This is a genomic window from Ruminococcus sp. (genome assembly GCF_024684275.1).
This window is the reverse complement of sequence record NZ_JAIKXF010000010.1, coordinates 1-23744: the sequence shown is the minus strand read 5'-3', so window position 1 is coordinate 23744 and position 23744 is coordinate 1. Positions and strand designations below refer to the sequence as shown.

Here is a 23744-nt window from a genome sequence, read left to right as displayed (position 1 = left end):
ATATTACTCTTACTTCAGCGAATATACTGCCATTGAAATGATCCCGAGGTATACGAGCATCGCAGGAAATCCCCTGAACGACGCAGGTACCTTTGCTGAATTCAGCTTACGATATGCAGCAGCAAGGATCAATGCTGCCACAATAAATCCTATGCCTGCCTCAAAGCCTGCTGAGACATACCAGCCCAGATCAAACGCCGAACTGTTCTCAGCTGCTCTGCCGCTTATAGTGAAAAGCGTACCCATTACAGCGCAGTTGAATGCCGATACGTGGATATACTTGCGAAAATCCGCAAACCGATTCTTGCCTGTGAAATAAGCCGCAGTAAGCATTATTATATACAAGACACCGATAACCGCCGTATAAAGCAGCAGTCTCAGGTCAGCAACTGATCCTGGAAGTATACTGTCGATAACAAATGCCGCCGCAGAACCAAGCGTGGTAAAAACTGTGATAACACATGAGGTAGCAAGCATATTCTTCTTACTGTCAGCTGCTATGAACATTGTGCTTGTTCCAAGCGCCTGTGATAAAATAAGATTTGCAGCAAGGAGAGCTATCAGTTCATCTATCAGAAACATCGGCTTCACTCCTTACTTCATTATTTTTTGATACAAGCCCGCGGATAAATCTATATACGCCGCACATAAGCCCCAGAAAAATAAATCCTCCGAAGGGCTGTGAAAGTCCGCTTATCAATGTGTTTATATCAACTATTCGGCTGTTGATAGTTCCATAGGCAAAAAGCTCTCTGAGAACTCCTGTTATAAGCATTACTGCATCAAAGCCGATTATACAGAATATGAGCGATATTGCCATATCCAACCTTTTCATGCGGAAGAACTTAGCCTCTGTCTGAAAAACTATAAGTGAATTCACTGCAAGCAGAGGGAAATATATGCCTATACGCTCGATAACTCCGGGAAAGAACTCGCTTGTAGCAAGCTTTACGGGAATATAAACCAGAGCGGATATGATAGCATAAAGTATGATCTTCACGGTATAAGGCATTTTTTTCGGCACGAATGAAGAGATCAGCACCGAAAGAAAGGTTATGGCTGTAAATGCATAAACAAGAGCTTCAGCGTTTTTCAGTGTATCTCCGCATATTATTACAGGAGATATTACCATAAGCCCTGAAAGAACGATATTATCGCCGAGTATGCCGCCGAGAAGCTGCTTTCTATTGTTATTCACGTACAGCAGCCCCCTCTCCGTCAGTGATCTGAGCTGTTAAAGCTTCAATATGTTCCTTTTCGGCTATCTCGATCTTCTTTTCAAGATTTTTAAAGCCGAGAGCAATAGGAGTAAACAGCACAGATACAATGATAATAGCATTTTCCTTTACCCCTGTAGCAACAAGTACATAGGAAATGACACCGATGAAAAGTCCGTAGAAAAAAGCATAATAATTTCGCTTAGGTGCTATTCTTACATCGGAAACTATATATATGGCTGAAAACAGGACCATATTCAGCACGAGAGAGTATTTAAGAGAAGCTGCTCTCGAACTGAGGACAGGAGTAACTACTGCAAAAAATCCTGTACCAAAAATCGTTCCGATAAAAGCTCCTGCTGATATGCATCTTCTCATCATCAGCACAACGGCTGCAACGCAAAGCAGCAGAACACTTACAGAACCCGAAGGTCCGCTGAAGTTTCCAAGAAGAAGCTCAAAATCCGAATGTGAAAAAGCTCTCGTTGTGTTGAATATATATGAAGCTGACTTCACCAGTGCAGCAGGGCGTTCAAATACACCTGTCTTAGTATATGGCTCGGTGTACTGAAGAAGCTGTCTCCCCCATGAGGTGAGCACGAATATATATCCTGCCGCCGCAGGTGAAAATATCATGTTTATTCTTCCGCCAAAGACGTTTTTAGCAGCGATTACAGAAAACAAAACAGCGATCGACGCCACCTTGTAGTCCATTACAGCCGGAAACATAAGCGCAAGTATCAGCGCATCAGAGGTACAGGTGAGGTCGTCGGCGGTAAATTTCTTATTCATAATACGCAGAGATATTAACTCAGCAGCCACTGAAACAGCCACACAGACTCCTGCAAGAACAACAGAACGCATTCCGTAATAGAAATAGGACATCAGCTCCAGAGTAAGGAGAGTAAGCATTATATCAAGCCATATCAGGCGTTCTTTTCTCGCTTTTTTCAGCATGGCATTTCTTCCTTAAGCGACTGTGCAGCCATAGCCATATTATCAGCAGCAAACAGATAGCTGCCGGATACCAGCACATTAGCGCCTGCTTCACGTACTATGCCTGATGTTTTACCGTTAATTCCGCCGTCTACCTCAACATTGACATCAAGCCCAAGCTCGGTTATCTTATGACGTACAGCACGTATCTTGTCCACGGTGTCAGATATAAAGCTCTGACCGCCGAAGCCCGGTTCTACTGTCATAACAAGTACCATATCAAGGTACGGCAGATACTCAAAAACGCTCTCGGCAGGAGTAGCAGGCTTTATAGCCAGTGCTGCCTTTACTCCGCATTCCTTTATTGCCTTGATAGTTTCAAGGGTATCGCTGTCACTTTCTATATGAAAACAGATTATATCAGCACCGCTTTCAGCAAAGTGCTTAACGTATTTTATAGGATCAGCAATCATGAGATGAACGTCAAGAGTTATATCAGTGACCTTTCTCACCTGCTGAAGCACAGGTATCCCAAAGGTTATATTGGGTACAAATATACCGTCCATAACATCAAAATGGAGCATATCTATCCCATTATCCTCAAGCTTTTTTACTTCTTTGCCAAGTTCAAGCATATCTGCACTCAAAACAGAAGCTGAAACATAATTTTTCAATTTATCACTTCTTCCGATGTAGCTGGTCTGAAAATCAGACAAAACATTTCTTAAAAAATCCATACACTATTATTATATAATATTTATCCCTCAACGTCAATACAGATAAATTGTTTTTTATTTTATTTTTATAAAAACATATCTACATACTGAAATGTTAAATTGATTTATTTTTTATATTGTCCATGCTTTTTCTCATATTATTTTATATCTGAAATCATGAGGTGATGTACTATGTTTATTGAATTACTGCGTAATCTCTTCTTTTTTGCCCTCCACATCGAAAGCTCTTCTGTATTTCCGAAGCCGCTGTCAAAAAAGGAAGAAGATGAATGCTTCTCATTAATGTCAAATGGTGACAGTTCGGCAAGAAACAGGCTTATCGAGCATAATCTGAGGCTTGTGGCTCATATCGTTAAAAAGTACGCTTCGGGAGCAGATGAGCAGGACGAACTAATCTCTGTAGGAACTGTTGGGCTTATCAAGGCGGTATCCTCCTTTGATAACTCAAAAGGAGCTAAATTTGCCACATATGCAAGCAGATGTATAGAAAATGAGATACTTATGCAGTTTCGCGCAGCAAAAAAATCAGCAGGTGATGTTTACATAAACGAACCTGTTGAGACCGACAAGGACGGTAATGCTCTTACTCTCATGGACCTGATCGACGACGGGATAGATATTCACGAACAGGTGGATATACTTATCCGTTCCCGTCAGCTTTATACCTTTCTGACCGAATGTCTCGACAAACGCGAGCTTGATATTATAGTTTACCGTTACGGGCTCTATGGCAGAAAACCTCATACTCAGAATGAAACTGCCGTAAAAATGGGTATTTCACGCTCTTATGTATCAAGACTTGAGAAAAAAGCCATTGGAAAGCTGAAAAAAATGTTTGATAATGCATCGATCTGAGTTAAAATAAATATTTGCAGCGATTATTGATATTTTTGTGATTTTGTGATATAATTAATCCATGTTTTAGAAAGGAATGATGAGGGTGGACATTCTTGTTACAGGCGGAACTGTATTTGCAAGCCGTTATATTGCCGAATATTTCTCTGAAAATGAGCATAATGTATTTGTTCTAAACCGCGGCAGCCGACCTCAGTCATTCGGAGTTATACCCATAATAGCCGACAGACATCAGCTTGGTGATTCTCTGCGCGGAAGACATTTCGATGCAGTTATAGATGTAACTGCTTATAATGCAGAAGATGTGAACGATCTGCTTGACGGTCTGGAAAGCTTTGACAACTATATCCTCATAAGCTCCAGTGCTGTTTATCCTGAAACTCTGCCACAGCCTTTCAGGGAAACAGACAAATGCGGCGAAAACCGATACTGGGGCAGATACGGAACTGATAAATCAGCAGCCGAAAAAGCACTTTTCAGCCGAGTGCCCGATGCTTATGCCCTTCGGCCTCCATATCTCTGCGGTCCAATGAACAATCTGCACCGCGAAGCTTTTGTATTTGAATGTGCAGAGCAGAACAGGGAGTTTTACCTGCCCAAATGCGGAGAAATGAAGCTTCAATTCTTCCACATAGGCAATCTTTGCAGCGTAATTGAGGCTATACTGCAAAAGCTGCCCGATCAACATATTTTTAATGTGGGATATGACACTGCAGTCAGCATAAAAGAGTGGATTGAGCTATGCTATCATATTGTTGGCAAAGCTCCGCGATTTGAATACGTATCTGAAGTTATTCCTCAGAGAAGCTACTTCCCGTTTTATGATTATGAATATGTTCTTGATGTTTCAGCGATGAACACTATTATCAGTGAACTTACTCCCCTTGAAGAATCGCTCAGGCAGTCATATGAGTGGTTCAGAAATAACCGCAGTTCTATAGTACGAAAACCACTGATGGAGTTTATCGACAATGAGCTCAGAAAGGAAAAGCTATGATCTACACAAAACTTACCTGCAAAGCAATGGACATCGCCTACAACGCTCATCAGGGGCAGTTTGACAAGAGCGGTCTCCCCTACATCTTTCACCCATATCACTTAGCAGAACAGATGACTGATGAATTTACGGTCTGTGCTGCTCTGCTTCACGATGTTGTCGAAGATACCGATGTTACTATTGAAGACCTTGAAAAAGAATTTCCCTCAGAGGTCACCGAAGCTGTAAAGCTGCTTACCCACAATGATAATGTTGATTATTTCGACTATATTCGAGCTGTAAAAAGAAACAGAGTTGCAAAAACAGTCAAGCTTGCTGACCTGCATCACAACTCAGATATAAGCCGGATCACTGATATAAAAAAACGAATCAGCGATAAAACTATGGAGCGTATGCAGAAATACGCAGAGGCAGAAAAGATACTGACAGAAGCAGACTGAAATTGTTGATTTTTGTCAGTTGCAATTTCAAAAATAATATGTTATAATTTCCCTTGCAGTATTTTTTCGGAGGTGTCTTTCTTGGAATTCAAGGTCAACTGCGGTATATGGGGAGCTATGTTCGGTGTTCCCATTATAGTTGCCGATAATTTTCTCAAGCTGGCTACAGGCGGACAGATCAAGGTCCTGCTGTATCTGCTGAGATGTTCGGGAAAAATGTGTTCCACAGAGGATATTTCCGCAAACACAGGCGTCTCAGCTGAGGAAGCAGAAGAAGCTGTTCTTTTCTGGCAGCAGGCTAATGTTCTCAGTCCGCAGGTAAGCGGCGTACCTGCTCCTGTTCCCTCTTTAATGGAACAGCCGGTTCAGAAGGCTGAATCTTCGCCCTCAGCAGCTGTACAAAAGCCGTCGGAACCTGCACCGGATCATAAAACAAATTTAAGCTCAAAAGAAATTGCTGATATTATGAATGGTTCTCAGGATATCAAAGAGCTTTTTCAAATCGTTGAAAGCATTCTCGGTCCGTTAAAAAACGGACAGATGAACTCTATTATATGGATGTATGACCACCTCGGACTAAAAAAAGAGGTAATCATAACGCTTTTCTCGTACTGCGCATCTATCGAAAAAGCTAACACCGCATATGTGGAAAAGATAGCATCTGTCTGGGCTGAAAATGACATAAACACTATGGCTGCGGCACAGGACGAGATACAGCGTATGAGCACATCAAGAGACTATATTTCGGGAATAATGCGTGCATTTGAAATGAATCGCCGTCCTACAACCAAGCAGGCTGAATTAATACAGCAGTGGAAAAATGCAGGCTTTTCAGTTGAGCTGATAAGATACGCCTATGAAAAGACAATAGAGCGCATAGATAAGCTGAATTTCGATTACATAAACAAGATACTTCTCTCATGGAGAGACAGCGGCTTCGCTACCGTCAAGGACGTTCAGAACGCTGAAAATGACTATAAAAAGAAAAAGAATTCTTCTTCAAACGATAACAACTCCACAGATATAGAAGAATATAAATCCGTTATCAATAAATTTCTTTATTAAGGAGAAACATAAATGGACAGCGAAATTTTCGATAAAGCGCAGGCTATCCTCACTAACCGCCGCAAGAGGGCTGAAAGTGAAAATGAGGCGCGTATCGAAGAAATAAATAAAAAAATCCCCCAGATAAGAGAGATAAACGATGTTCTTTTTAATACCGGAAAACAGCTTATCTCGATCATCTCAAACGGCAAGGGACAGGATATTTCCGAAAAAATAGAGCAGCTCAAGCAGTACAATCTCGGCGCTCAGGCTATGTCAAGAAAAATTCTTGCAGAGCATGGCTATCCTGAGGACTACCTTGAAATGCACTACACCTGCCCAATATGCTGTGACCGCGGATATAACGGCAGCAGTTACTGCGACTGCTTCAAGATACTATGCGGAAAGCTTGCTGCAGATGAACTCAATAAGAATTCACAGTTAAAACTCTCAGATTTTGAAAGCTTTGACCTTACATATTACTCAGGCGAAAATTATACGACAATGAAGAATATCCTTGAATACACAAGGCAGTACGCTGAAACCTTCAGTCATCAGTCAAAAAGTATACTGATGTTCGGTGAAACCGGTCTCGGCAAGACTCATCTTTCCCTTGCGATAGCTAATGTTGTTCTAAAAAAAGGCTTCAGCGTCATTTATGACTCGGCTATCAACATTCTCCGCAGCATCGAAAAGGAGCATTTCAGCTATGAGCACTCCTCCGATATGATAGACCTTGTTATGAACACTGATCTGCTCATTCTTGACGATATAGGCACTGAGTACGAATCACAATTCTACAACGCTACGATATACAACATAATCAATACCCGTATTAACCGCAGCAAACCGTCAATAATCAGCACCAACCTCGATCTTGAAGGAATAGCCAGAAGATACGACAGGCGTGTTATGTCAAGGATAGTTTCCATGTATACCTGCCTTGAATTCAGAGGCAAAGACGTAAGACTGCAAAACAGAAACCGCATATGAGTAACTTCAAAATATGGTTTAAACAAAAAATTGTACAATAAGGATATATGATTAGACCGACTGTGATAGCAGCCGGTCTTTTCTTTTTGTCTATTATAAAAACCTCCAATGCAGTGTATCTTCTATTATACACTGCATTGGAGGTTTAGGATAAAATACTTCTTATGTGGTTTCTTTTCTGATGACAGTCCCCTTCGGGAAGGTAAGGTCTGATTTGAACGAAAACTTCATCATAGCGTGATTAGCAGTTTCGATCTCATCACCATTCTCGTCAAACAGGTTATCAAGCGTCATTGCAACAGGCTTCTGTGACGGAGCAAGAAGCTCAACAGTATCACCTGCAAAGAACTTATTTCGCTGAGTGCAGTATACAACGCCGTTTTCACAGTTCTCAACAACAGCTACAACGTCATAATTGCGGATATATCCGCTGTTTTCGTAGTACTGCGACTCCTCGGGAGTACCGAAAAAGAAGCCGTTGCAGTATTTTCTGTGACTGACTTTGTATACCTCGTCTCTTATCCAGTCAGGAAGCACGAAATTATCGGGGTTCTTGTAGTAGTGGTCGACTGCCATTCTGTAGGCATTTGTAACAACTGTTACATAGTATGCTGACTTTGCCCTGCCTTCTATCTTCAAGCTTGTGACTCCTGCCTCAGCAAGCTTATCTATATGCTCGATCATGCACATATCCTTTGAATTGAGTATATATGTCCCCTTTTCGTCCTCAAATACAGGAAAGAACTCATTTGGCCGCTTTTCCTCAACAAGATGATAACCCCAGCGGCAGGGCTGGGCACATTCTCCGCGGTTAGCGTCACGGTTCACAAGATACTGTGAAAGAAGACATCTTCCCGAAAACGACACACACATAGCTCCGTGAACAAAGGTCTCAATATCAAGATCAGCACTTGTTTTTGCTCTTATCTCTGCGATCTCGTCAAGCGAAAGCTCCCTTGCGAGGACTACTCGCTTAGCGCCCATATTGTAAAGCTCGCGAGCAGTAACGTAGTTTACGATACCTGTCTGAGTCGAGATATGTATTTCCATATCGGGAGCATATTTTTTTATGAGCATTAGAAGTCCGATATCAGCAACAATAAGTGCATCAACTTTGGCTTCAACAGCTTCCTTCACAAACTGCTCGAAATTCGGTATCTCGTTGTTTCGCGGCAGAGTATTGCAGGTGAGGTACACCTTCACTCCTCTGTCATGAGCTGTCTGAACAGCTTTGCAAAGCTGTTCAAACTCAAAATTCATAGGCGAGGAACGCATACCGAACTGCTTTCTGCCGAGATAAACAGCATCTGCGCCATAATCAACAGCCGCAGTGAAGCGCTCCTCATCACCTGCCGGGGCAAGAACCTCAAGCTTATTCATTAGCAGCAGCCTCCGCTTCTCTTGCAGCCTGCTCAGCCTCGTACTGAGCTTCGTCAGCTCTTACCATAGCAGTATTCTGCAAATGCTCATCATTAGTTTTAGCATAGTATGTCTTCTGAGTATAGATATTAGCGATGAAGTAGAAATCGTCAGACTGCATTTTCTGTAGTACTGCATCTATGGCATCAATACCTGGGTTACAGATAGCTCCGGGAGGAAGTCCCTTTGACTGATAGGTATTATAAGCCTTGACTATATCGTTGTTGAGGACTGTCATATGAGGCTTGATCGTATAGTCTGCGTAATTCTTGGTAGGGTCAGACTGGAGCATACCGACTGTTTCGGCGTCCACGTGTTCAAGACGATTCCAGAATACACTTGCTACGTGGTTCATATCCTCACGGTTAGGAGCCTCGGCCTGAACAATAGAAGCAAATGTTATAAGCTGATCCAGTGAAAGGTGGAGCTCTTCCATTCTCTTGATACGTTCATCGGTGAGCTTTTGATCAAAGTTATAGTATATCTTCTGGCAAACCTGCTCAGGATCCATTTCCTTTGTGAAGGTATAGGTATCCGGGAACAGATAGCCCTCCATACGTGTATCAGCAAATCTTAGAGTGTTTGTATTCTTGTTGAGCTTGTCCTCGAATCTGTAGCCGTAGCCGCCTGCATTGAAGTAGAACAGGAAGTCGCTTGCTTTGCATACGCCCTGCTGCTCAAGAAGATCGGCTGCTTCAAACAGTGTGATAGCTTCACGGAATGTCACGTTTACAGCTTCCTTGCGTTCTTCATCTGCCTCGTTAGTAAGAGTATCAATGATAGTCTCATATGCCATGTTAGGGCTTACGAAGTGCTCTCCGGGGAGATATACATCAGGGGTCTTTCTGAATTTTGAGAAGAGCTGGAAGCATTTAGGCGAGTTTATGATACCTTCTTCATAAAGCTGCTGTGCCATCTCCTCTGTATTGGTATTTTCCTTTACGAGGATCATTTTTGTGGTATCGTCCTTGCCGATGCCGAACATATCTTTGCCGAATGCTATTATAACAAGAGATAGACAGATAGAAACGGCGAAGATAAATACAGTCAATATCAGAACACCCGGAAGTCTGCTTCTTCTCCTTTTCTTCTTTTTCTTGTGATGAGCTGCATTGCGCTTTACAGCAGCGCTGTTTCGTGTGTGCTCCGACTCATTTACGCGCGGTCTTGGAGCTCTGACAGGCGGAGGAGCTGAAGCGCCCTCATGCTCTCTCTCGGTACGTATACGAGGATGTTTTTCGAGCTGTCTCTGTACAGGCTTATGAGCGGGCTGAGGAGCAGGAGCTTCCTCACTTACAGACTTTGTTGCTCTTTCGAGCTGTTCAGCTTTTTCTTCTGTCTTTTCTGGTATTGGTTTTATCTCTGCTTCCTGCTGCTTTTTAGCATTGTCAAGCTGATTAAGTATATCATTGATAACATCATTATTTTTGTTATCAGCCATTGCAGAGCACCGTCCTTTCTTCTGTAACTATTATATCGACTCTCAGGTCGTGCTGCATAAGCGGCAGCTGTTCGACAATAAGCTCCTCATAAGAGAGTGCTATTGTCGTCATATGCGGATTTTCATGGATAAATGTATCATAGTATCCGCCGCCGTAGCCGAGACGTCCGCCCTCTTCGGTAAACGCAAGACCGGGGATTATGCAAACAGTCTTATCGGTTATAACAGGCTGTGGGAGAGCACTGTCGGGCTCTGAGATACGGTACATACCCTCATGAAGGTCGGCAACAGAGCCGATAATATGGAAGGTCATTGAGCGCTCACCGCCGCATATGGGCAGAGCCACTTTCTTGCCCATTTCTATGAGCTTGTCAATGAGCAGGTATGTATCGACTTCTGAACCAAAGGAAGCATAAAGGAGTATATTGTCAGCCTCCAGTATCTTTTCTTCCTCCAGAAGTCTGTCGGTGATGTCAATGTCCTTTGACACCTTGTCGCGTATCTCGGCGCGGAGATGTGAGAATTCTTTTCGCAGTTCTTTTTTATTTTCCATATCAATCACATAAGATAGCATTACGCTGTCGTCGGCTTTCTTCCTTTGAATGAACTTTTTCCACAAGCTTCAGACCGAAATCAACGGCAACACCTGCTCCTCTTGCGGTTATGAATATACCGTCCTCGGCAACACCGCTGCTGCCGATAACAGCACCGTCAAGCTGAGTTTCAAAGCCCTCATAGCAAACAGCCGTCTTACCGCGGAGAAGTCCCTTGTGTCCGAGAATTGACGGAGCAGCACAGATCGCTCCGATATATTTATTATTAGCAGCACAATAGTCGATAGCAGCCTGAACGTAATCTGACTTTTCAAGATTGAGAGTACCTGGCATACCACCGGGAAGTACTATCATTTCAAGCTCATCAGAAAGCTTTATTTCCTGAGCAATAGTATCTGTAACTACAGGGATACCATGAGAGCCTGTGATGATGTTATCACCGACACCTACAGTAATTACCTGTTTGCCTGCACGTCTGAGAAGATCAATGGGTGCGATTGCTTCGGTTTCTTCAAAACCGTTTGCGAGAAAAACGTAGATCATGATCTGTTTCCTTTCATTTAAATGTAACAGTATATTTTTTTAGGAGAAACGCAGGGTTATATGACTGCTTGGATTTACGCAGCCCCTCAAGCCCTAAGTCTTCCTCTCTGTTGATATATTTATAGCCGACAGCCGCAGCCTTTGAAAAGCTGTTGTTGATACCGGCGTATATTCCGTTGTAATTCGTATCCGCCTTTTCGATATGAACGCAGAATGTCTCGTCGTTGAGCCTGTCACCTATAGTGAAAGCAGCGACATTGCCGCCTATGCGGATAACTCCGCCTGTCAGACCGAGCTCATTAAAATAATTGAAGTATGTGTTAATGGCGAACTGCTCGGCGATAAAGGAATGATCTGACATATTTGCCTTGTTATTGTACTCAATAGCACTGAAAGTTATGCAGTCATCGAAGTCCTTTTCGGTCATTAGTGAGAACTCAGCACCAATCTCATTGAATCGCGCAAGGTGATTGCGTTTACTGTGGTATTTTCTGCCGGGAAGCTCTATAAGGTCAGCCGAGCTGTAGATGTAGTCCCAGTCCCCGTCGTCAGTATCAACGGTGAAGCCATCAGGATATAATTCACTGAGCATTTCCAGTGACGAATCAGTCACACCTGAGACTCTGAGCGGTTTTCCCAGCGAAGCGGCATATTGCTTCATGACAGAAATAACTTCTCTGTAGCTCCCCTCTCCCGATGGGAGAAAGAATCTGGGGATACCGTCCTCAGACGCGAATGAACAGCAGATGTAAAAATCCTTGTAAAAAGCTATTTTTGAATCCGCCAGCCTCCGCCAAGCCATATTATTTGAAAAGCTGTACTCACAGCCCATAAACTGGGATATATTCAATGCGGAAGTAATACGCTCTTTATCTTTAATGTCAATAACTCTGAATTCAAGCATTTATTTAATATTTTTCTTCATATCGGCAAAATAATCCTTCACTTCATTTATTTTTCCGCAGGTCATTTTTCCCTCAGGACATTTTCCTTCTGCCACACAGGAAGGTCCTGCGTGAGAAAAGATATGCGGAGCGACCTCGATACACTGACGAAGCATTTCATTTGCAACAGCTCTTATCTCCCACTGTGCACGGTTGCAGCAGCGATGACGGAAGAAATTGAAAAGTGAGCGGACATTCATAGTAACGACTATTTTTGTTTCGCAGGCATTAGGCAGAATAAAACGTGCGTCCTCATTAGCCAATTTTGAAGCCTTTGAACGAGCCGTTTTTTCATCTGCTCCCTGTGATACAAATTCTGCGGTATGCTTTTCCGTAAGAATCTTTACAAGCTTTTCGTAGCTCTCGGTTATCTCAGCGATAACTCTGTCATACTCTGATTTTGCCTCGGGTATCTCCTCAATAGCAGGCGGAGTAATGAATTCAAAACCGTTTTCGTTGACGTAACGCTGGCTTTTCTGAGAGTATGACGCAATACGGTGTCTTACAAGCTGATGTGAACAGGCTCTCGATATGCCCTCGATACCAAAGGTGAAGCTTACGTGCTCCAAAACACTTTCGTGACCTATAGAAACAAGCATATCCAGAAAGCTCTTTATCTTATCCTCTGTGAGACCGTCACGGAGAGATTCAATGTCGCTGCTTGAATAGCATAGCTTGGCAGCTGTGGCAATAAGCTTTTCAGCGTCAGGAGTATGTGATAAGAGTTTGACGTTCAATACAGACACCTTCCTTTATAATAAAGCATATACATCTATTGTAACATTTATCTGTAATTAAGTCAAGGAAATAACATGAATTTAAATTTTTGTAATTTATTTAATAAGAGAATTTGGTGATAAAACGGAAAAAATTTTCATTTTGCTATGGACAAACAGAAAAAAATGTTGTATAATTAAACAGTATCTGGAATCTACAATTATATCGGAGGAATATACAGATGAATAAGTTTAATAAGTTTGCAGCGGCTGCTGCTGCATTTGCACTTGCTGCGGCTTCAACTTCATGCGGCGCACCCGAGGCTATCACTTTTGGAAAGGGTACACAGACAGCGCTTACCGTTGACGGATATGAGGTTCCCGCAGGCGTATTTATCTATAATGAGCTTTACGCATACAATCAGGCAACATACGAGCTTTATGGTACACTCGGCAAGATGCCTACTGTAGACGAGGTAAAGAACCACCAGTTCGATACACTTGATGCTACTGACTGGATCCAGGATAAGGCTACAGAATCATGTATTGATTTCGTTGCTAATGAAAAGGAATTTGAAAAGATCGGCGGAGCACTTACAAAGGAAGAGCTTACTGAGATAAAGGAATTCGTTTCTTCAAACAGCGAACAGGCAATGTTTGCCAATAATGGAGTAGGTCCTGAGTCTCTCACTAAGATCATGGAAAATAACTACAAGCGTGAAGCTATTTTCAAGCATTATTATGGTATCGATTCCGAAAAGGGCTGCTCAGAGGACGATCTCAAGCAGTACTATCAGGATAAGACAACAAGAGTTAAGTACTTTGCTGTAACTATGATAGATGAAAACGGTGATGCATTCGGTGCTGACGAAAAGCGCCGCCTCAATAACATGATCGATGATTATGTTAAGGACATCAATGCCGAAAGCTCAAATACTGCCAAGCTAAAGAAGATCGACGAATGCGAGAAGGAATACAGAGAATATGTTGAAAAGCGTACTGCTGAGGCTGCTGCAAAGGCTGCTAAGGAGTCAGGCGAGACAACAACAACTACTACAACTACAACAGCTGTTGGCACAACAACAACCACTACAACTGATCAATACGCAAATGAGGTAACTATAACAAAGCGTACAACAACTACAGTTGATCCTAATGCTATCACAGATGTAACTACAACAACAGCTTCCGAAGAGGCTCTTGCTTCACAGAAGGCTTCTGAGAATTACAACGATTATTTATTCGATAAACTTGGCTTATACAAGGCTGAAAGGTATCAGTATGACGATAATACAGTATATGTTGTCATCAAGGCTGATATTAAGGAGCGTATGAACTCTGATGATCTCTGGTCTGAGAATACTATACAGTCACTGCTCAGCGAGCGTTACTACGATGAATTCGAGGATATGATGAAGGGCATCGCAAAGGGATATACTTCTGAAAAGAACAGTTCCGCATACAGAAAATTCACTCCATTCGATTTAAAGCTTGACGTACAGTAAATGATAAAGGCTGCCTGAAAAGGCAGCCTTTTTGTTACTTCTCGACTTTTTTGTAGTTCTTATAACCAAGCTCATCAAGCTTGTCTGTGAGCTCGTCCACTGTGTTCTTTGCAGCGGTATCGTCAATTGATATTTCAATTTGAACGTTCTTATCCTTATCCTCTACTATTTTTATAAGTTCATCAAATGATGTCATATTGTTATTATAAACGTATTCATTCTTGGAAACGGAAATTTCCAGTTTTTCCGCCTTTGCAGCCTCTTCCGTGGTTATATTTTCTGTAGTATTTCCGTTTGACTCAGCTATTTCTGAAACGCTTGTTGAGTTATCCCCTTTTCCTTTTCCGCTTCCTGAGCCTTTTCCCAAAATGCCAAAATGGATAAGCAGCCATATTATAGCTGCTATTGCTGCCACAAATAAAATAAACGCTAATACTTTTTTCATTTTTAATTACCTCACTTATTTAAATTTGAAAAATATAATTTAGGATATTCACGCTGAATATCATCTATTGCTTTATCAATTATATCGAAAGCCCGTGACGTACCGTACTGCTGACCGTCATAGGACAAGATACAAAGATATGTGTCATCAGCCGTAAATCCTGATTTTTCTAATATTTCTCTTATAGAGCTTTTAATATCATCAGTTTCTTTGGAAACAACTTCTCCGAGCTGCTTTTTTCCAAAGGATATACTCAAAGTCCAGTTGTCACTCTGCTCAGTAACCTCAAGGCGAAAAGTGAAAAAATCTCCCTTATCGAATGAATTTAACGCCTTTTGATTTGCCGCAGCATTTTCGTCGGCAGATTCGATACGTTCTAAATCCATTAGTGCTTTTTCATTTATCTCCTGCTGTTCATCAATCAATTGATTATACGTCTGTTCAGCTTCTTTAGCCTTATTTGCAGCCTTTTGGGTGTCCATTGTACTGTAAAGGACGAAAAAGAACAGAATTATCATTATTACATCGAGCAGAGATGTAAAATCAAGGATAATCTCACGTATTTTCATACTCGCCACCCTGAATTCTGTTTCTTTGATTCATCAATGCTTTCTTGTCTTAAATCTTTAATAACTTTTAGAATTCTTTGTAAAATATCTTCAATATCATATAACATAATTGCATTTAGAATTTTAAACGAAATTGCAGCTGCTATACCCCAAAATGTAGATGTCAATGCGACAAAAAAATTATTCTTTGCATTTTCAATAGCATCATAATTCGACATATCCAAAGAAAGAAGTGCAGCAACAGTACCTAACATACCAAATAGTGGAAAAAGAGTAATAAATGTTGTAAAAATAGTATAATATTTGCTCAACTTACTATAGTACCCTTTTATATTAGTATTCTTATCCATATCGGTAATATCTTGTTCTTTTTCCCATTTAGATATTTCGTTATCAATTTCCTTTTTTATAATATATGTATATATTAAAATACCTACAGTGATAATTGCAGCCAAAAGAATTATTATATTTATATTCGTTGAAATAAAGTCTGTCAAAAATACCATTAATATCACCTCATTTTCTATTATACAGCATTGATATACAAAATGCAAGATATTTTACGAATATCTGACAATAAAAAACTCCGCGTTTCCGCGGAGATAGATTTCTATTCTGTTTGTTTCTTGTCTCTTTTCATGTTGATTATATGCGCTGCAAATGTCACTGCGGCTCCTATAAGAAGTATGAGATAGAAGTTAAGTCCGCGGCTTATAAGCAGAGCAGGCTTTACACGCTCTAAAGTGAATATCTCAGTGAATGCAAGCAGGAAACAGCCTTCTGTAATACCTGCCGCTCCCGGCAGAGGGAGCATTTCAACTGCAACGGCTATCATTATCTGAATGGTCAGAATATCAATATACCTTGTTCCGCTCATTCCATATGCTCTGTAGATTATCCATGTAGTGGAAAACAGGCAGATACGCTGTGCCGCAGTCATGAGAAATACATTGAAAACCACCGAAAGGTTCTTCTTTATATAATCCGCACCCATTGCGTAGGTATCACAAATCCTGATGAGCTTTTCGGTGTATTTTTCTTTATTTCTGTACTTCATTATGTGAAGCTTAGTCAGCAGGTCAACGACCTTTATACCCAGAGCTCTCGCCCAGATAGGCTTTATGAAAACCAGCAAAAGCAAGATTATAAAAGCAAGATTCAGAGCAAACCCAAGAACTATAAGCCATTTCATATCACCTGCATACATTGCGACAGTATCAAAATTGAATACCAGAAAGCCCAATGCAAGTAATACAAGCACCGACTTATAAGCTATAGTTATCAGCAGCATTATCAAAGTGGAATAGCCTATTTTTATCTTATCCTTTTTCATATGGTACATCTGCATAGGCTGACCGCCTGTTGATGAAGGAGTGATGTAGCTGAAAAAGAATCCGATGAATGAATATTTAAGGCACCTGAAAAAACTGGTCTTCTGATCAAGAACTCTCAGCATATAGTGTATTATAGACGATTCCCCTGCTACAAAGAATATTGCCGCTGCCGCTCCAAAGGCTATCCAGCGCGGATCCGCTAATTTCAAATCGCGGATGATCTCAGAAAGCTCCTGTTCCTTGAATATTAAATTTAGCGTAAACAGTGTAATAATAAGAATAAGCCCTATATTCAACGCGTATTTCAATATTTTTTTGATTAATTTCACCCCCGCGCGATATAGAATTTTACCAACTTAAATTATAACATAATCACTTTTTTTTGTCAATACAAATCGTATTATTTGACGAATAATCAACATAAGATCATAACTGCCTGCCGACATGATATCGGCAGGCAGTTTTCTGAAACTGTTTGTGGAAACAGTACGTGCTGTTATTTTCTCATATTGGCACGGCGGATAAAGCTGATAAAATCAGGTATCGGTATAGGCTTAGAGAAATAATACCCCTGTATATAGTCAATACCAAGCTTTGATAGTGCCTCGAACTGGTATTTTTCCTCAACACCTTCTGCAACTATCTTCATACCCATGCGCTTTATCATTCCTGTTACATATTCAAGCATGATCCCAGCTCTTTCCGTAGAAAAATAGGAAAGTATCATTGAACAGTCAAACTTTACGATGTCAACAGGCATATTCACTATATAATTAAGGTTTGATTCACCTGTACCAAAGTCATAAAGGGAAAATGTACAGCCGTATCTGCTGAGATAATCCATGTTGTCAAGAAGTATGTTCTTCTGCTTTATAGAGCCTGATTCGGTTATCTCAAGATTAATAGTGTTAGGTTCAATATCATATCTGCTGATTATCTCTGAAAAACGAACGGCAATATTTCGGTTCTCACACTGAATGACAGAAAGATTAATCTCAATATAACTAAGTCCCAGATCCTAAATCTCATGCTCTTTGATGACATCACAAACTATCTCGAACACTCTTTCCCCTATCTGCTCGATCTGTCCTGTCTCTTCGGCAATAGGGATAAAGCTTCCGGGCATTATAAGAGTGCCATCGCGGCTTTTCATACGAACGAGCGCCTCTGCCGAAACAAATCGACCTTCTGTTACGGAATATATTGGCTGCAAAAAAACAACAAACCTGTTTTCTTTAAGTGCAGACTTTATCTCGCTCTGCATGAATCGGAACTCTTTCATTTTTTCAAGAGCTTCAGAATCTATGATGAAAAATGACTCACTGCTCTCCTCGGTCATATTTGAAAAATACCGATATGTAGCAAAAAGCTCACTTATACTCTCAAATACAGTAATAGAAGGAATGAGCAGATAATGTGGGTGAAGTATATTACCATCATGCCACACCATTTCAAATCGCTCTTTGATCACAGGAAAAACTCTTTTAGCTTCACTAACATCATCTAAAACGATAACAAAATCATTTTCAATACCGTGAAACACATTTCCGCAGTTTAATCCTTTAAGAAAATTTGCTATCTCAATAAGCATTATAGCTTCGGCTGAAAACTCTCTTTCCAGTTCATCATTTTCAATAATGATAACAGCTCTTTCTTTATCATCATTGTCATATAGCTGTTGGATATATTCCCTCAGAAGTGATGCACGATAACAGCCTGTTACACGTTCAATGCCGCTGTCAGGATTTTCAAGCTTTGCGAATAGTATCGTAACACCTAATGCCATCGTAAAGCTAACGAGAAGAACACTTCGGTTATTTATCTGGATAACAGCTCCTGCGGTCTCCATAAGCATCCATATAAAAACTGCATTACTGCGATATGGGTTCATATGCTTCTTACATATCAGGATAAGTATCATAGAAGCAATAATAAATATAGGAGCAATAACAAAAGTATAAGTTACCGCAGGACCAAAGCTGTATATTTCATCTTTTGAATTGAAAACTTCAATGGGCAGAAAAAACAGTGCAATACTGCTGACAAGTGTAAAAATCATACAAGATCGGCGAAGTCCGGACATACGTCTGATCTTTACAATATCATAGCATACATAATTGAATGACAGAAAGCTTGTCCATATAACGAAGAATAGATACACCTTGCATAATATATCAGTCAAAGGCTGATCAGCGTGAGCGATACCAATAATTGAAATGATATCAGCAGCAACACAGCCTGTTGTAACTAAGAGCAGATGCCTGTAAAGCAGCATACTTTTCAGTATTACAGTATGCTTGTTAAAGGAAAAATAGCACACAAGAAGCATAAGTATCATTGCGCACAGCTGCATCTGTAGACTTTGAGTCAAAAACTCACCCCCTAAATGAGCTTACTTAATGTCTCAGCAACTTACCATGAGTCTGACAAAAAATATGACGCGCAAATCCCATAATTTTAATGAATTTGCGCTTTCTGAACTGAGTTCAGTGCAATATCCACCTTTGATCAACGAATCTACATGGTATTCAAGTAATTTATAATGAATACTATATTTATTATAGCATATTATAGCAGATATTTTGTTTATATTTAATAATAATGTATGAACATTCTGTAAATCCTATCAAATTGCAAACAATATACTATGTAATAAGTCTGTTATCGAGTTACATTACCTTAATAATTGAACAACAGATGTTTTCTACACATAAAATGTTATTTTGTAACAAAATATTCATTGACTAACAAACAAAAATATGGTATTATATATAATATAATAGAGTATATATATATACTTTTTACAAAACAGAAATGCTGTTTATTGATATTTAGGGTATTATCCGATCGAGGTGAGCTTGATAATGACTGAAAAACTCAAAACTATTGCTATATTTGGCTGTTCATATTCAAGTCTGTACAGACAGAGCCTGCCGGCTGCTTTCAATGAAGCCGCTCAGGAACTGAATGTAAATCTTGTTTTTATCAATTCACTCGGGAAAATAGGCGGAAAAAATGCGCAATACGGTGACTATGAATTTGACCTCATAGAGTTCATCGACCTTGATCAGTTTGACGGGATTATTTACGACGGTGAGGGATACAATATCGACGGAATTACTGAAAAGATCATTCATAAGCTCCGCGGCGCTAAATGTCCTGTAGTTTCCATGAGCAGCTATGTTGAAGGCTTTTATAATATTGATTTTGACGACGCAGGAGGTATGCGCCAGCTTATCGAGCACATGACCGACTATCACCATTTTACAAAGATCGGCTTTATGTCAGGTTATCTTACTCACCCTGATGCACAGCTTCGCCTCAGGGTATTCAATGAAGTAATGGAAAAACGGGGATTTCCAAAGAATGGAGCAGGCGTATTTGAGGGAGATTTCTGGTTTCATAAGGGTGAGGAGGCTGCGGATTACTTTCTCTCGCTGCCCGAACGTCCGGAAGCTATAATCTGCGCAAATGACTATATGGCTATTTCACTTATATCAGCACTGAAGGAGCGAGGAATAAATGTCCCTGAAGATATAGCGGTATCAGGATATGACGGCTCGATCGAAGGAAGGGAATATGTACCGCATATCACAACAGCTACAAGAGCAAGATATGAAATAGCATATAAATGTATACAGCTATTAAAAGGACTAAGTGACGAACAAAATGTCATGCCTGATCTTCATATCGTACCTACTTCTATTTTTACACATTCATGTGGTTGTCATCCTTTGGATTATGTACAGGAAACAGAAAATATTAATAAAATCCATGCGATAAACCGTTCTATGACATATGCTCTGTATGAAGCTGAATCCTCTGTTCTTAAACTCAACAAAATTAATGATCTAAATGGTCTTGCTGAAGTTTTTAAAACAGATTCCTCAAATTTCGGAAAATTTAATGCATTTTTCCTTATGCTTCATGTAGATAAAAACGGCAGGCTTTCAAGTGAAAGTGATTATACCGATCCTTCAGGAAAATTCATGCCTGCTATCTGGATCGATAAAAACAATGAATATGACTGTTCTCCCCTAACCTTTGACTTTTCATCAATGGTTCCGAAAACAAAATCCAATAAGCCCCATACAATTTACATAATGAGTGTTCACTGCGCTGAGCGTATGTTCGGATATGCTGCAATAGAAATGGCAGAAAAAGATGTATTCAGCGAATTCTACAATGTATGGCTGCTGAATATTGCGATGACTCTTGAAACACTTATGAAGAATGACCGAATCAATAAGCTTATATGTTCTCTTGAGAATCTCAGTATAAAAGACGTTCTTACAGGTATGCTGAACCGCCGTGGCTTCGACGATATGTCACGTGAGGCTATACGTGCAATTGAAAAAAAGTGTACTGTATGCACTATGGTTATTGACATGGACGGGCTTAAACACATAAACGACGATTACGGACATCACGAGGGCGACTGCGCTATAAAGGGTGCTGCGGATATAATTACTCGCTGCTGCGACTCAGGTGAGATCGCAGGAAGAGCAGGCGGCGATGAATTTTATATATTTGCTCCCGATTATACAGAGGAAAAACTTGAGCGATTCACTGAAAGGCTCAATGACCTATGTGAAAGCTTCAATGGTTACTCCAAAAAACCTTATTCAGTATCACTGAGCTGCGGAACTTATCTCGTAGAAACTGACGCAACAGGAAGACTTGAGGACTTTCTTAAAATAAGCGATGCCAGAATGTATGAAACCAAAAAAGCCAAGCGTAATATAAGAAAATAAAACCACCCTTTTTTGTGTGGTTTTTTCTGTAAATATCATATTTTTAAAGAAACACAGTATTACTCTGTAACCGAATTGATTCTGAAATGCAAAATAGACTTGATTAATAATGTAATATATGATAATATATAAGTATTATTTATCTTTAAAGGAGCTAACAAAAATGAAGATATTCTCAAAAATGATCTCTATTTCTGTTGCGACATTAATGCTATTTGGCTGCTCCGGTAATAATAACAGCAGTAATTCAAATACTGAATCAAAACAAAAAGAGCAGACAACTGACACAACATCAACTCAGGCGCTGACAGAAGAATCTATAGCTTCTGTTCTACCTGTGCTTTCCATTGAAACAAAAAGCAAGGACGAAAACGTGCTTGATTTCATAACAAAGCCTGTTGCCGGTCACGTTTCAGAAGACATTGCCTCATGGACTCCTAAATATAAGATCCCTCCCGAGCCATATTATGAGGATTGTACAATTACTCTTAAAAGCAAATATGGAGACATAATGCTTGACAGCGCAGAGGCAAAGGTCAAGGTCAGAGGAAACTGGACAACATTGTACGATAAAAAGCCGCTGAAAATAAAATTCACCGAAAAGCAGAGCCTTCTCGGATTAAATAACGGTGCTGAGCAGAAAAACTGGCTGCTGCTTGCTGAATACAAGGACGCCTCAATGCTCAGAAATAAAGCTGCACTTTATGCCTCACGGGAAATACTTAGCAGTGACGGACTTTTCGCAGCTGACTTAGATTTTGTACAGGTCGAGATAAACGGTGAATATTTTGGACTATATCTTCTTTCCGATAATCAGCAGGTATCATCACACAGAGTCAATATCACAGAGCCTGATAAAGACTATACAGGAACTGATATAGGCTATTTTATGGAATACGACGGCTACTTTGAAAATGAAGATGAGCTTCACAGATTTCCCCTTGATTTAGCCGGAAATGCACCGCTTATAACTTTCAACGGCACCGATAAAGGTCAAAGTATAAAAGCACTTCCCGACTCACCGAATGAACAAAAAAAGCCAGTAGGAGTTAGTATAAAAAGCGATATATACTCTCAGGAACAGCATGATTTTATCGATAACTTTGTAAATAACACCTACAGAATAATGTATGAAGCTGCTTATAATAACAAGGCTTTCGTTTTTGACTCAGAATATAAAAACCTTTCAGAAACTACGGATATTACTCCACAGCAAGCAATAGAAAATGTCGTTGACGTTCAATCCCTTGTTGATATGTACATAATAAGCGAACTTACCTGCGACGCAGATATTTACTGGTCAAGCTTTTATATGGATGCTGATTTCGGTCCTGATGGCAAGAAAAAACTTGTATTTGAAGCTCCCTGGGACTTCGATTCATCAATGGGCAACAAGGAACGCTGTATTGACGGAACAGGCTTTTACGCCTCTAACGTCGTCCCCGATGTCAACGGAGGAAGTCAATTTAACGGATATGACACAATAAATCCCTGGCTTGTTATACTCGCTCATCAGGAATGGTATCAGGATATGATTAAGAAAACATGGACAAAAGCATATGATAATGGTGTTTTTGATCGAACCTGTAAGCTAATTTCCAACTATAGTACAGATTTAAAAATTGATTTTGAAAAAAACTACAAAAAATGGAACAATATTAAAAATAACGAGGATTTCGTAAACGAGCTTTCTAAACCAGCAAGAAAATGCAAAACTGAAAAGGAAGCAGCAGATTTTCTCCTTTCCTGGCTTGAAAGCAGGATAGAGTTCCTTAACAGCCAATGGCATAATTAATACCAAAGCCACCTGAGTTTATCAGGTGGCTTTCTTATACATATAAAAAAGCACTTCGTAATAGAAGTGCTTTTTTGGTGGGCCATTAGGGACTCGAACCCCAGACCGTCCGGTTATGAGCCGGATGCTCTAACCAACTGAGCTAATGGCCCTTATAACATTAAATCGGAAGCTTTTTCAGCTTCCGATAATGTATATAATGTCGGCACTGATTTAGTTTTCCGGGCCGTCACCAGCCAAGTATCGTCAACGCGAATGAGCTTAACTTCCGTGTTCGGAATGGGAACGGGTGTGACCTCATTGCCATAAGCACCGACTATTTTGAAGTATTGAAACGAATAAAGCGTAATGCGAGGGAGAACAAAGAATGAAGTAAAAAGGAAAAGCCCTCGACCGATTAGTACTCGCAAGCTGAACGTGTCACCACGCTTACACTTTGAGCCTATCAAACTCATAGTCTATGAGAGGTCTTACTCTTACGAAGGGATATCTTATCTTAAGGTCGG

22 protein-coding genes, 1 tRNA gene, 2 rRNA genes and 1 pseudogene are annotated in these 23744 nt (G+C 40.4%); 8 read left to right on the top strand and 18 right to left on the bottom strand.

The window, feature by feature from the left end; genetic code table 11:
• Window positions 1–9: 9 nt before the first annotated feature.
• The 4 genes from K5677_RS01010 to rpe are packed head-to-tail and all read right to left on the bottom strand — an operon-like array spanning window position 10 to window position 2827.
• Window positions 10–582, bottom strand: a complete 573-nt coding sequence (locus tag K5677_RS01010) for an Rnf-Nqr domain containing protein (protein WP_296723630.1) — start codon at window positions 580–582, stop codon at window positions 10–12.
• The gene (locus K5677_RS01005) at window positions 566–1198 is read right to left on the bottom strand and encodes an Rnf-Nqr domain containing protein (protein ID WP_296723627.1); all 633 of its coding nucleotides are present in this window, start codon (window positions 1196–1198) and stop codon (window positions 566–568) included. The genes K5677_RS01010 and K5677_RS01005 overlap by 17 nt, the downstream gene beginning before the upstream one ends.
• Window positions 1191–2174, bottom strand: coding sequence for an RnfABCDGE type electron transport complex subunit D (locus tag K5677_RS01000; RefSeq protein WP_296723625.1), 984 nt, complete (start codon window positions 2172–2174; stop codon window positions 1191–1193). Before K5677_RS01000 ends, K5677_RS01005 begins: the two co-directional genes overlap by 8 nt.
• On the bottom strand, window positions 2168–2827 hold the full coding sequence (rpe, locus tag K5677_RS00995; protein ID WP_296723623.1) for a ribulose-phosphate 3-epimerase: 660 nt from the start codon (window positions 2825–2827) through the stop codon (window positions 2168–2170). Before rpe ends, K5677_RS01000 begins: the two co-directional genes overlap by 7 nt.
• Before the next feature lie 234 nt (window positions 2828–3061).
• Here rpe and sigK point away from each other — a divergent pair, with 234 nt between their 5' ends.
• The 5 genes from sigK (at window position 3062) to K5677_RS00970 (ending at window position 7219) form a co-directional block, all read left to right on the top strand.
• Entirely contained in the window at window positions 3062–3745 is a 684-nt protein-coding gene (gene sigK / locus K5677_RS00990; protein ID WP_296723622.1) for an RNA polymerase sporulation sigma factor SigK, read from the top strand.
• A 79-nt stretch (window positions 3746–3824) separates the two neighbouring features.
• Window positions 3825–4742 (top strand): NAD-dependent epimerase/dehydratase family protein, encoded by a 918-nt coding sequence (locus tag K5677_RS00985; protein ID WP_366848676.1) that lies wholly within the window; start codon window positions 3825–3827, stop codon window positions 4740–4742.
• The gene (locus tag K5677_RS00980; RefSeq protein ID WP_296723619.1) at window positions 4739–5182 is read left to right on the top strand and encodes an HD domain-containing protein; all 444 of its coding nucleotides are present in this window, start codon (window positions 4739–4741) and stop codon (window positions 5180–5182) included. The genes K5677_RS00985 and K5677_RS00980 overlap by 4 nt, the downstream gene beginning before the upstream one ends.
• A gap of 81 nt (window positions 5183–5263) precedes the next feature.
• Window positions 5264–6247 (top strand): DnaD domain protein, encoded by a 984-nt coding sequence (locus K5677_RS00975; protein ID WP_296723617.1) that lies wholly within the window; start codon window positions 5264–5266, stop codon window positions 6245–6247.
• Between the two features lie 12 nt (window positions 6248–6259).
• Entirely contained in the window at window positions 6260–7219 is a 960-nt protein-coding gene (locus K5677_RS00970) for an ATP-binding protein (protein WP_296723615.1), read from the top strand.
• Window positions 7220–7381: 162 nt separating this feature from the next.
• Here K5677_RS00970 and K5677_RS00965 read toward each other — a convergent pair whose 3' ends face one another.
• From K5677_RS00965 to thyX, 6 genes are read right to left on the bottom strand one after another with little or no spacing between them, the layout of a single operon-like run.
• Window positions 7382–8599 (bottom strand): U32 family peptidase, encoded by a 1218-nt coding sequence (locus tag K5677_RS00965; protein WP_296723613.1) that lies wholly within the window; start codon window positions 8597–8599, stop codon window positions 7382–7384.
• Window positions 8592–10079 carry an endolytic transglycosylase MltG gene (mltG, locus tag K5677_RS00960; RefSeq protein WP_296723612.1) on the bottom strand — a complete coding sequence of 496 codons (1488 nt, stop codon included), beginning with the start codon at window positions 10077–10079 and terminating at the stop codon, window positions 8592–8594. Before mltG ends, K5677_RS00965 begins: the two co-directional genes overlap by 8 nt.
• Window positions 10072–10632: a 5-formyltetrahydrofolate cyclo-ligase gene (locus K5677_RS00955; protein WP_296723609.1), complete on the bottom strand. Its 561-nt coding sequence runs from the start codon at window positions 10630–10632 to the stop codon at window positions 10072–10074. Before K5677_RS00955 ends, mltG begins: the two co-directional genes overlap by 8 nt.
• Window position 10633: 1 nt before the next feature.
• Window positions 10634–11176 carry a DJ-1 family glyoxalase III gene (locus K5677_RS00950; RefSeq protein WP_296723607.1) on the bottom strand — a complete coding sequence of 181 codons (543 nt, stop codon included), beginning with the start codon at window positions 11174–11176 and terminating at the stop codon, window positions 10634–10636.
• 13 nt (window positions 11177–11189) lie between these two features.
• On the bottom strand, window positions 11190–12080 hold the full coding sequence (locus tag K5677_RS00945; RefSeq protein ID WP_296723605.1) for a phosphatidylglycerol lysyltransferase domain-containing protein: 891 nt from the start codon (window positions 12078–12080) through the stop codon (window positions 11190–11192).
• Window positions 12081–12857 (bottom strand): FAD-dependent thymidylate synthase, encoded by a 777-nt coding sequence (gene thyX, locus K5677_RS00940; RefSeq protein ID WP_296723603.1) that lies wholly within the window; start codon window positions 12855–12857, stop codon window positions 12081–12083.
• A gap of 221 nt (window positions 12858–13078) precedes the next feature.
• Here thyX and K5677_RS00935 point away from each other — a divergent pair, with 221 nt between their 5' ends.
• A complete protein-coding gene (locus K5677_RS00935; protein ID WP_296723600.1) occupies window positions 13079–14341 on the top strand; it encodes a hypothetical protein in 1263 nt (420 codons plus the stop codon).
• Window positions 14342–14375: 34 nt separating this feature from the next.
• Here K5677_RS00935 and K5677_RS00930 read toward each other — a convergent pair whose 3' ends face one another.
• The 5 genes and pseudogenes from K5677_RS00930 to K5677_RS14410 form a co-directional block, all read right to left on the bottom strand.
• Window positions 14376–14786: a hypothetical protein gene (locus K5677_RS00930; protein ID WP_296723597.1), complete on the bottom strand. Its 411-nt coding sequence runs from the start codon at window positions 14784–14786 to the stop codon at window positions 14376–14378.
• Between the two features lie 11 nt (window positions 14787–14797).
• On the bottom strand, window positions 14798–15355 hold the full coding sequence (locus K5677_RS00925; protein WP_296723594.1) for a hypothetical protein: 558 nt from the start codon (window positions 15353–15355) through the stop codon (window positions 14798–14800).
• A complete protein-coding gene (locus K5677_RS00920) occupies window positions 15352–15861 on the bottom strand; it encodes a MotA/TolQ/ExbB proton channel family protein (protein WP_296723591.1) in 510 nt (169 codons plus the stop codon). The genes K5677_RS00925 and K5677_RS00920 overlap by 4 nt, the downstream gene beginning before the upstream one ends.
• Window positions 15862–15965: 104 nt before the next feature.
• Window positions 15966–17018, bottom strand: a complete 1053-nt coding sequence (locus K5677_RS00915; RefSeq protein WP_296723590.1) for a lysylphosphatidylglycerol synthase transmembrane domain-containing protein — start codon at window positions 17016–17018, stop codon at window positions 15966–15968.
• 167 nt (window positions 17019–17185) lie between these two features.
• Window positions 17186–18475, bottom strand: a pseudogene (locus K5677_RS14410) (EAL domain-containing protein).
• A 1078-nt stretch (window positions 18476–19553) separates the two neighbouring features.
• On the opposite strand from K5677_RS14410, the gene K5677_RS00905 reads away from it, so the two are divergent.
• Window positions 19554–21443, top strand: coding sequence for a GGDEF domain-containing protein (locus tag K5677_RS00905; protein WP_296723588.1), 1890 nt, complete (start codon window positions 19554–19556; stop codon window positions 21441–21443).
• A gap of 163 nt (window positions 21444–21606) precedes the next feature.
• On the top strand, window positions 21607–23238 hold the full coding sequence (locus K5677_RS00900) for a CotH kinase family protein (protein ID WP_296723587.1): 1632 nt from the start codon (window positions 21607–21609) through the stop codon (window positions 23236–23238).
• A gap of 75 nt (window positions 23239–23313) precedes the next feature.
• Here the strand turns inward: K5677_RS00900 and K5677_RS00895 are convergent.
• From K5677_RS00895 to K5677_RS00885, 3 genes are all read right to left on the bottom strand, one after another.
• Window positions 23314–23390, bottom strand: a tRNA-Ile gene (locus K5677_RS00895).
• A 48-nt stretch (window positions 23391–23438) separates the two neighbouring features.
• Window positions 23439–23555 (bottom strand): 5S ribosomal RNA (rrf, locus tag K5677_RS00890).
• A 59-nt stretch (window positions 23556–23614) separates the two neighbouring features.
• Window positions 23615–23744, bottom strand: a 23S ribosomal RNA gene (locus K5677_RS00885); the annotation flags it as partial.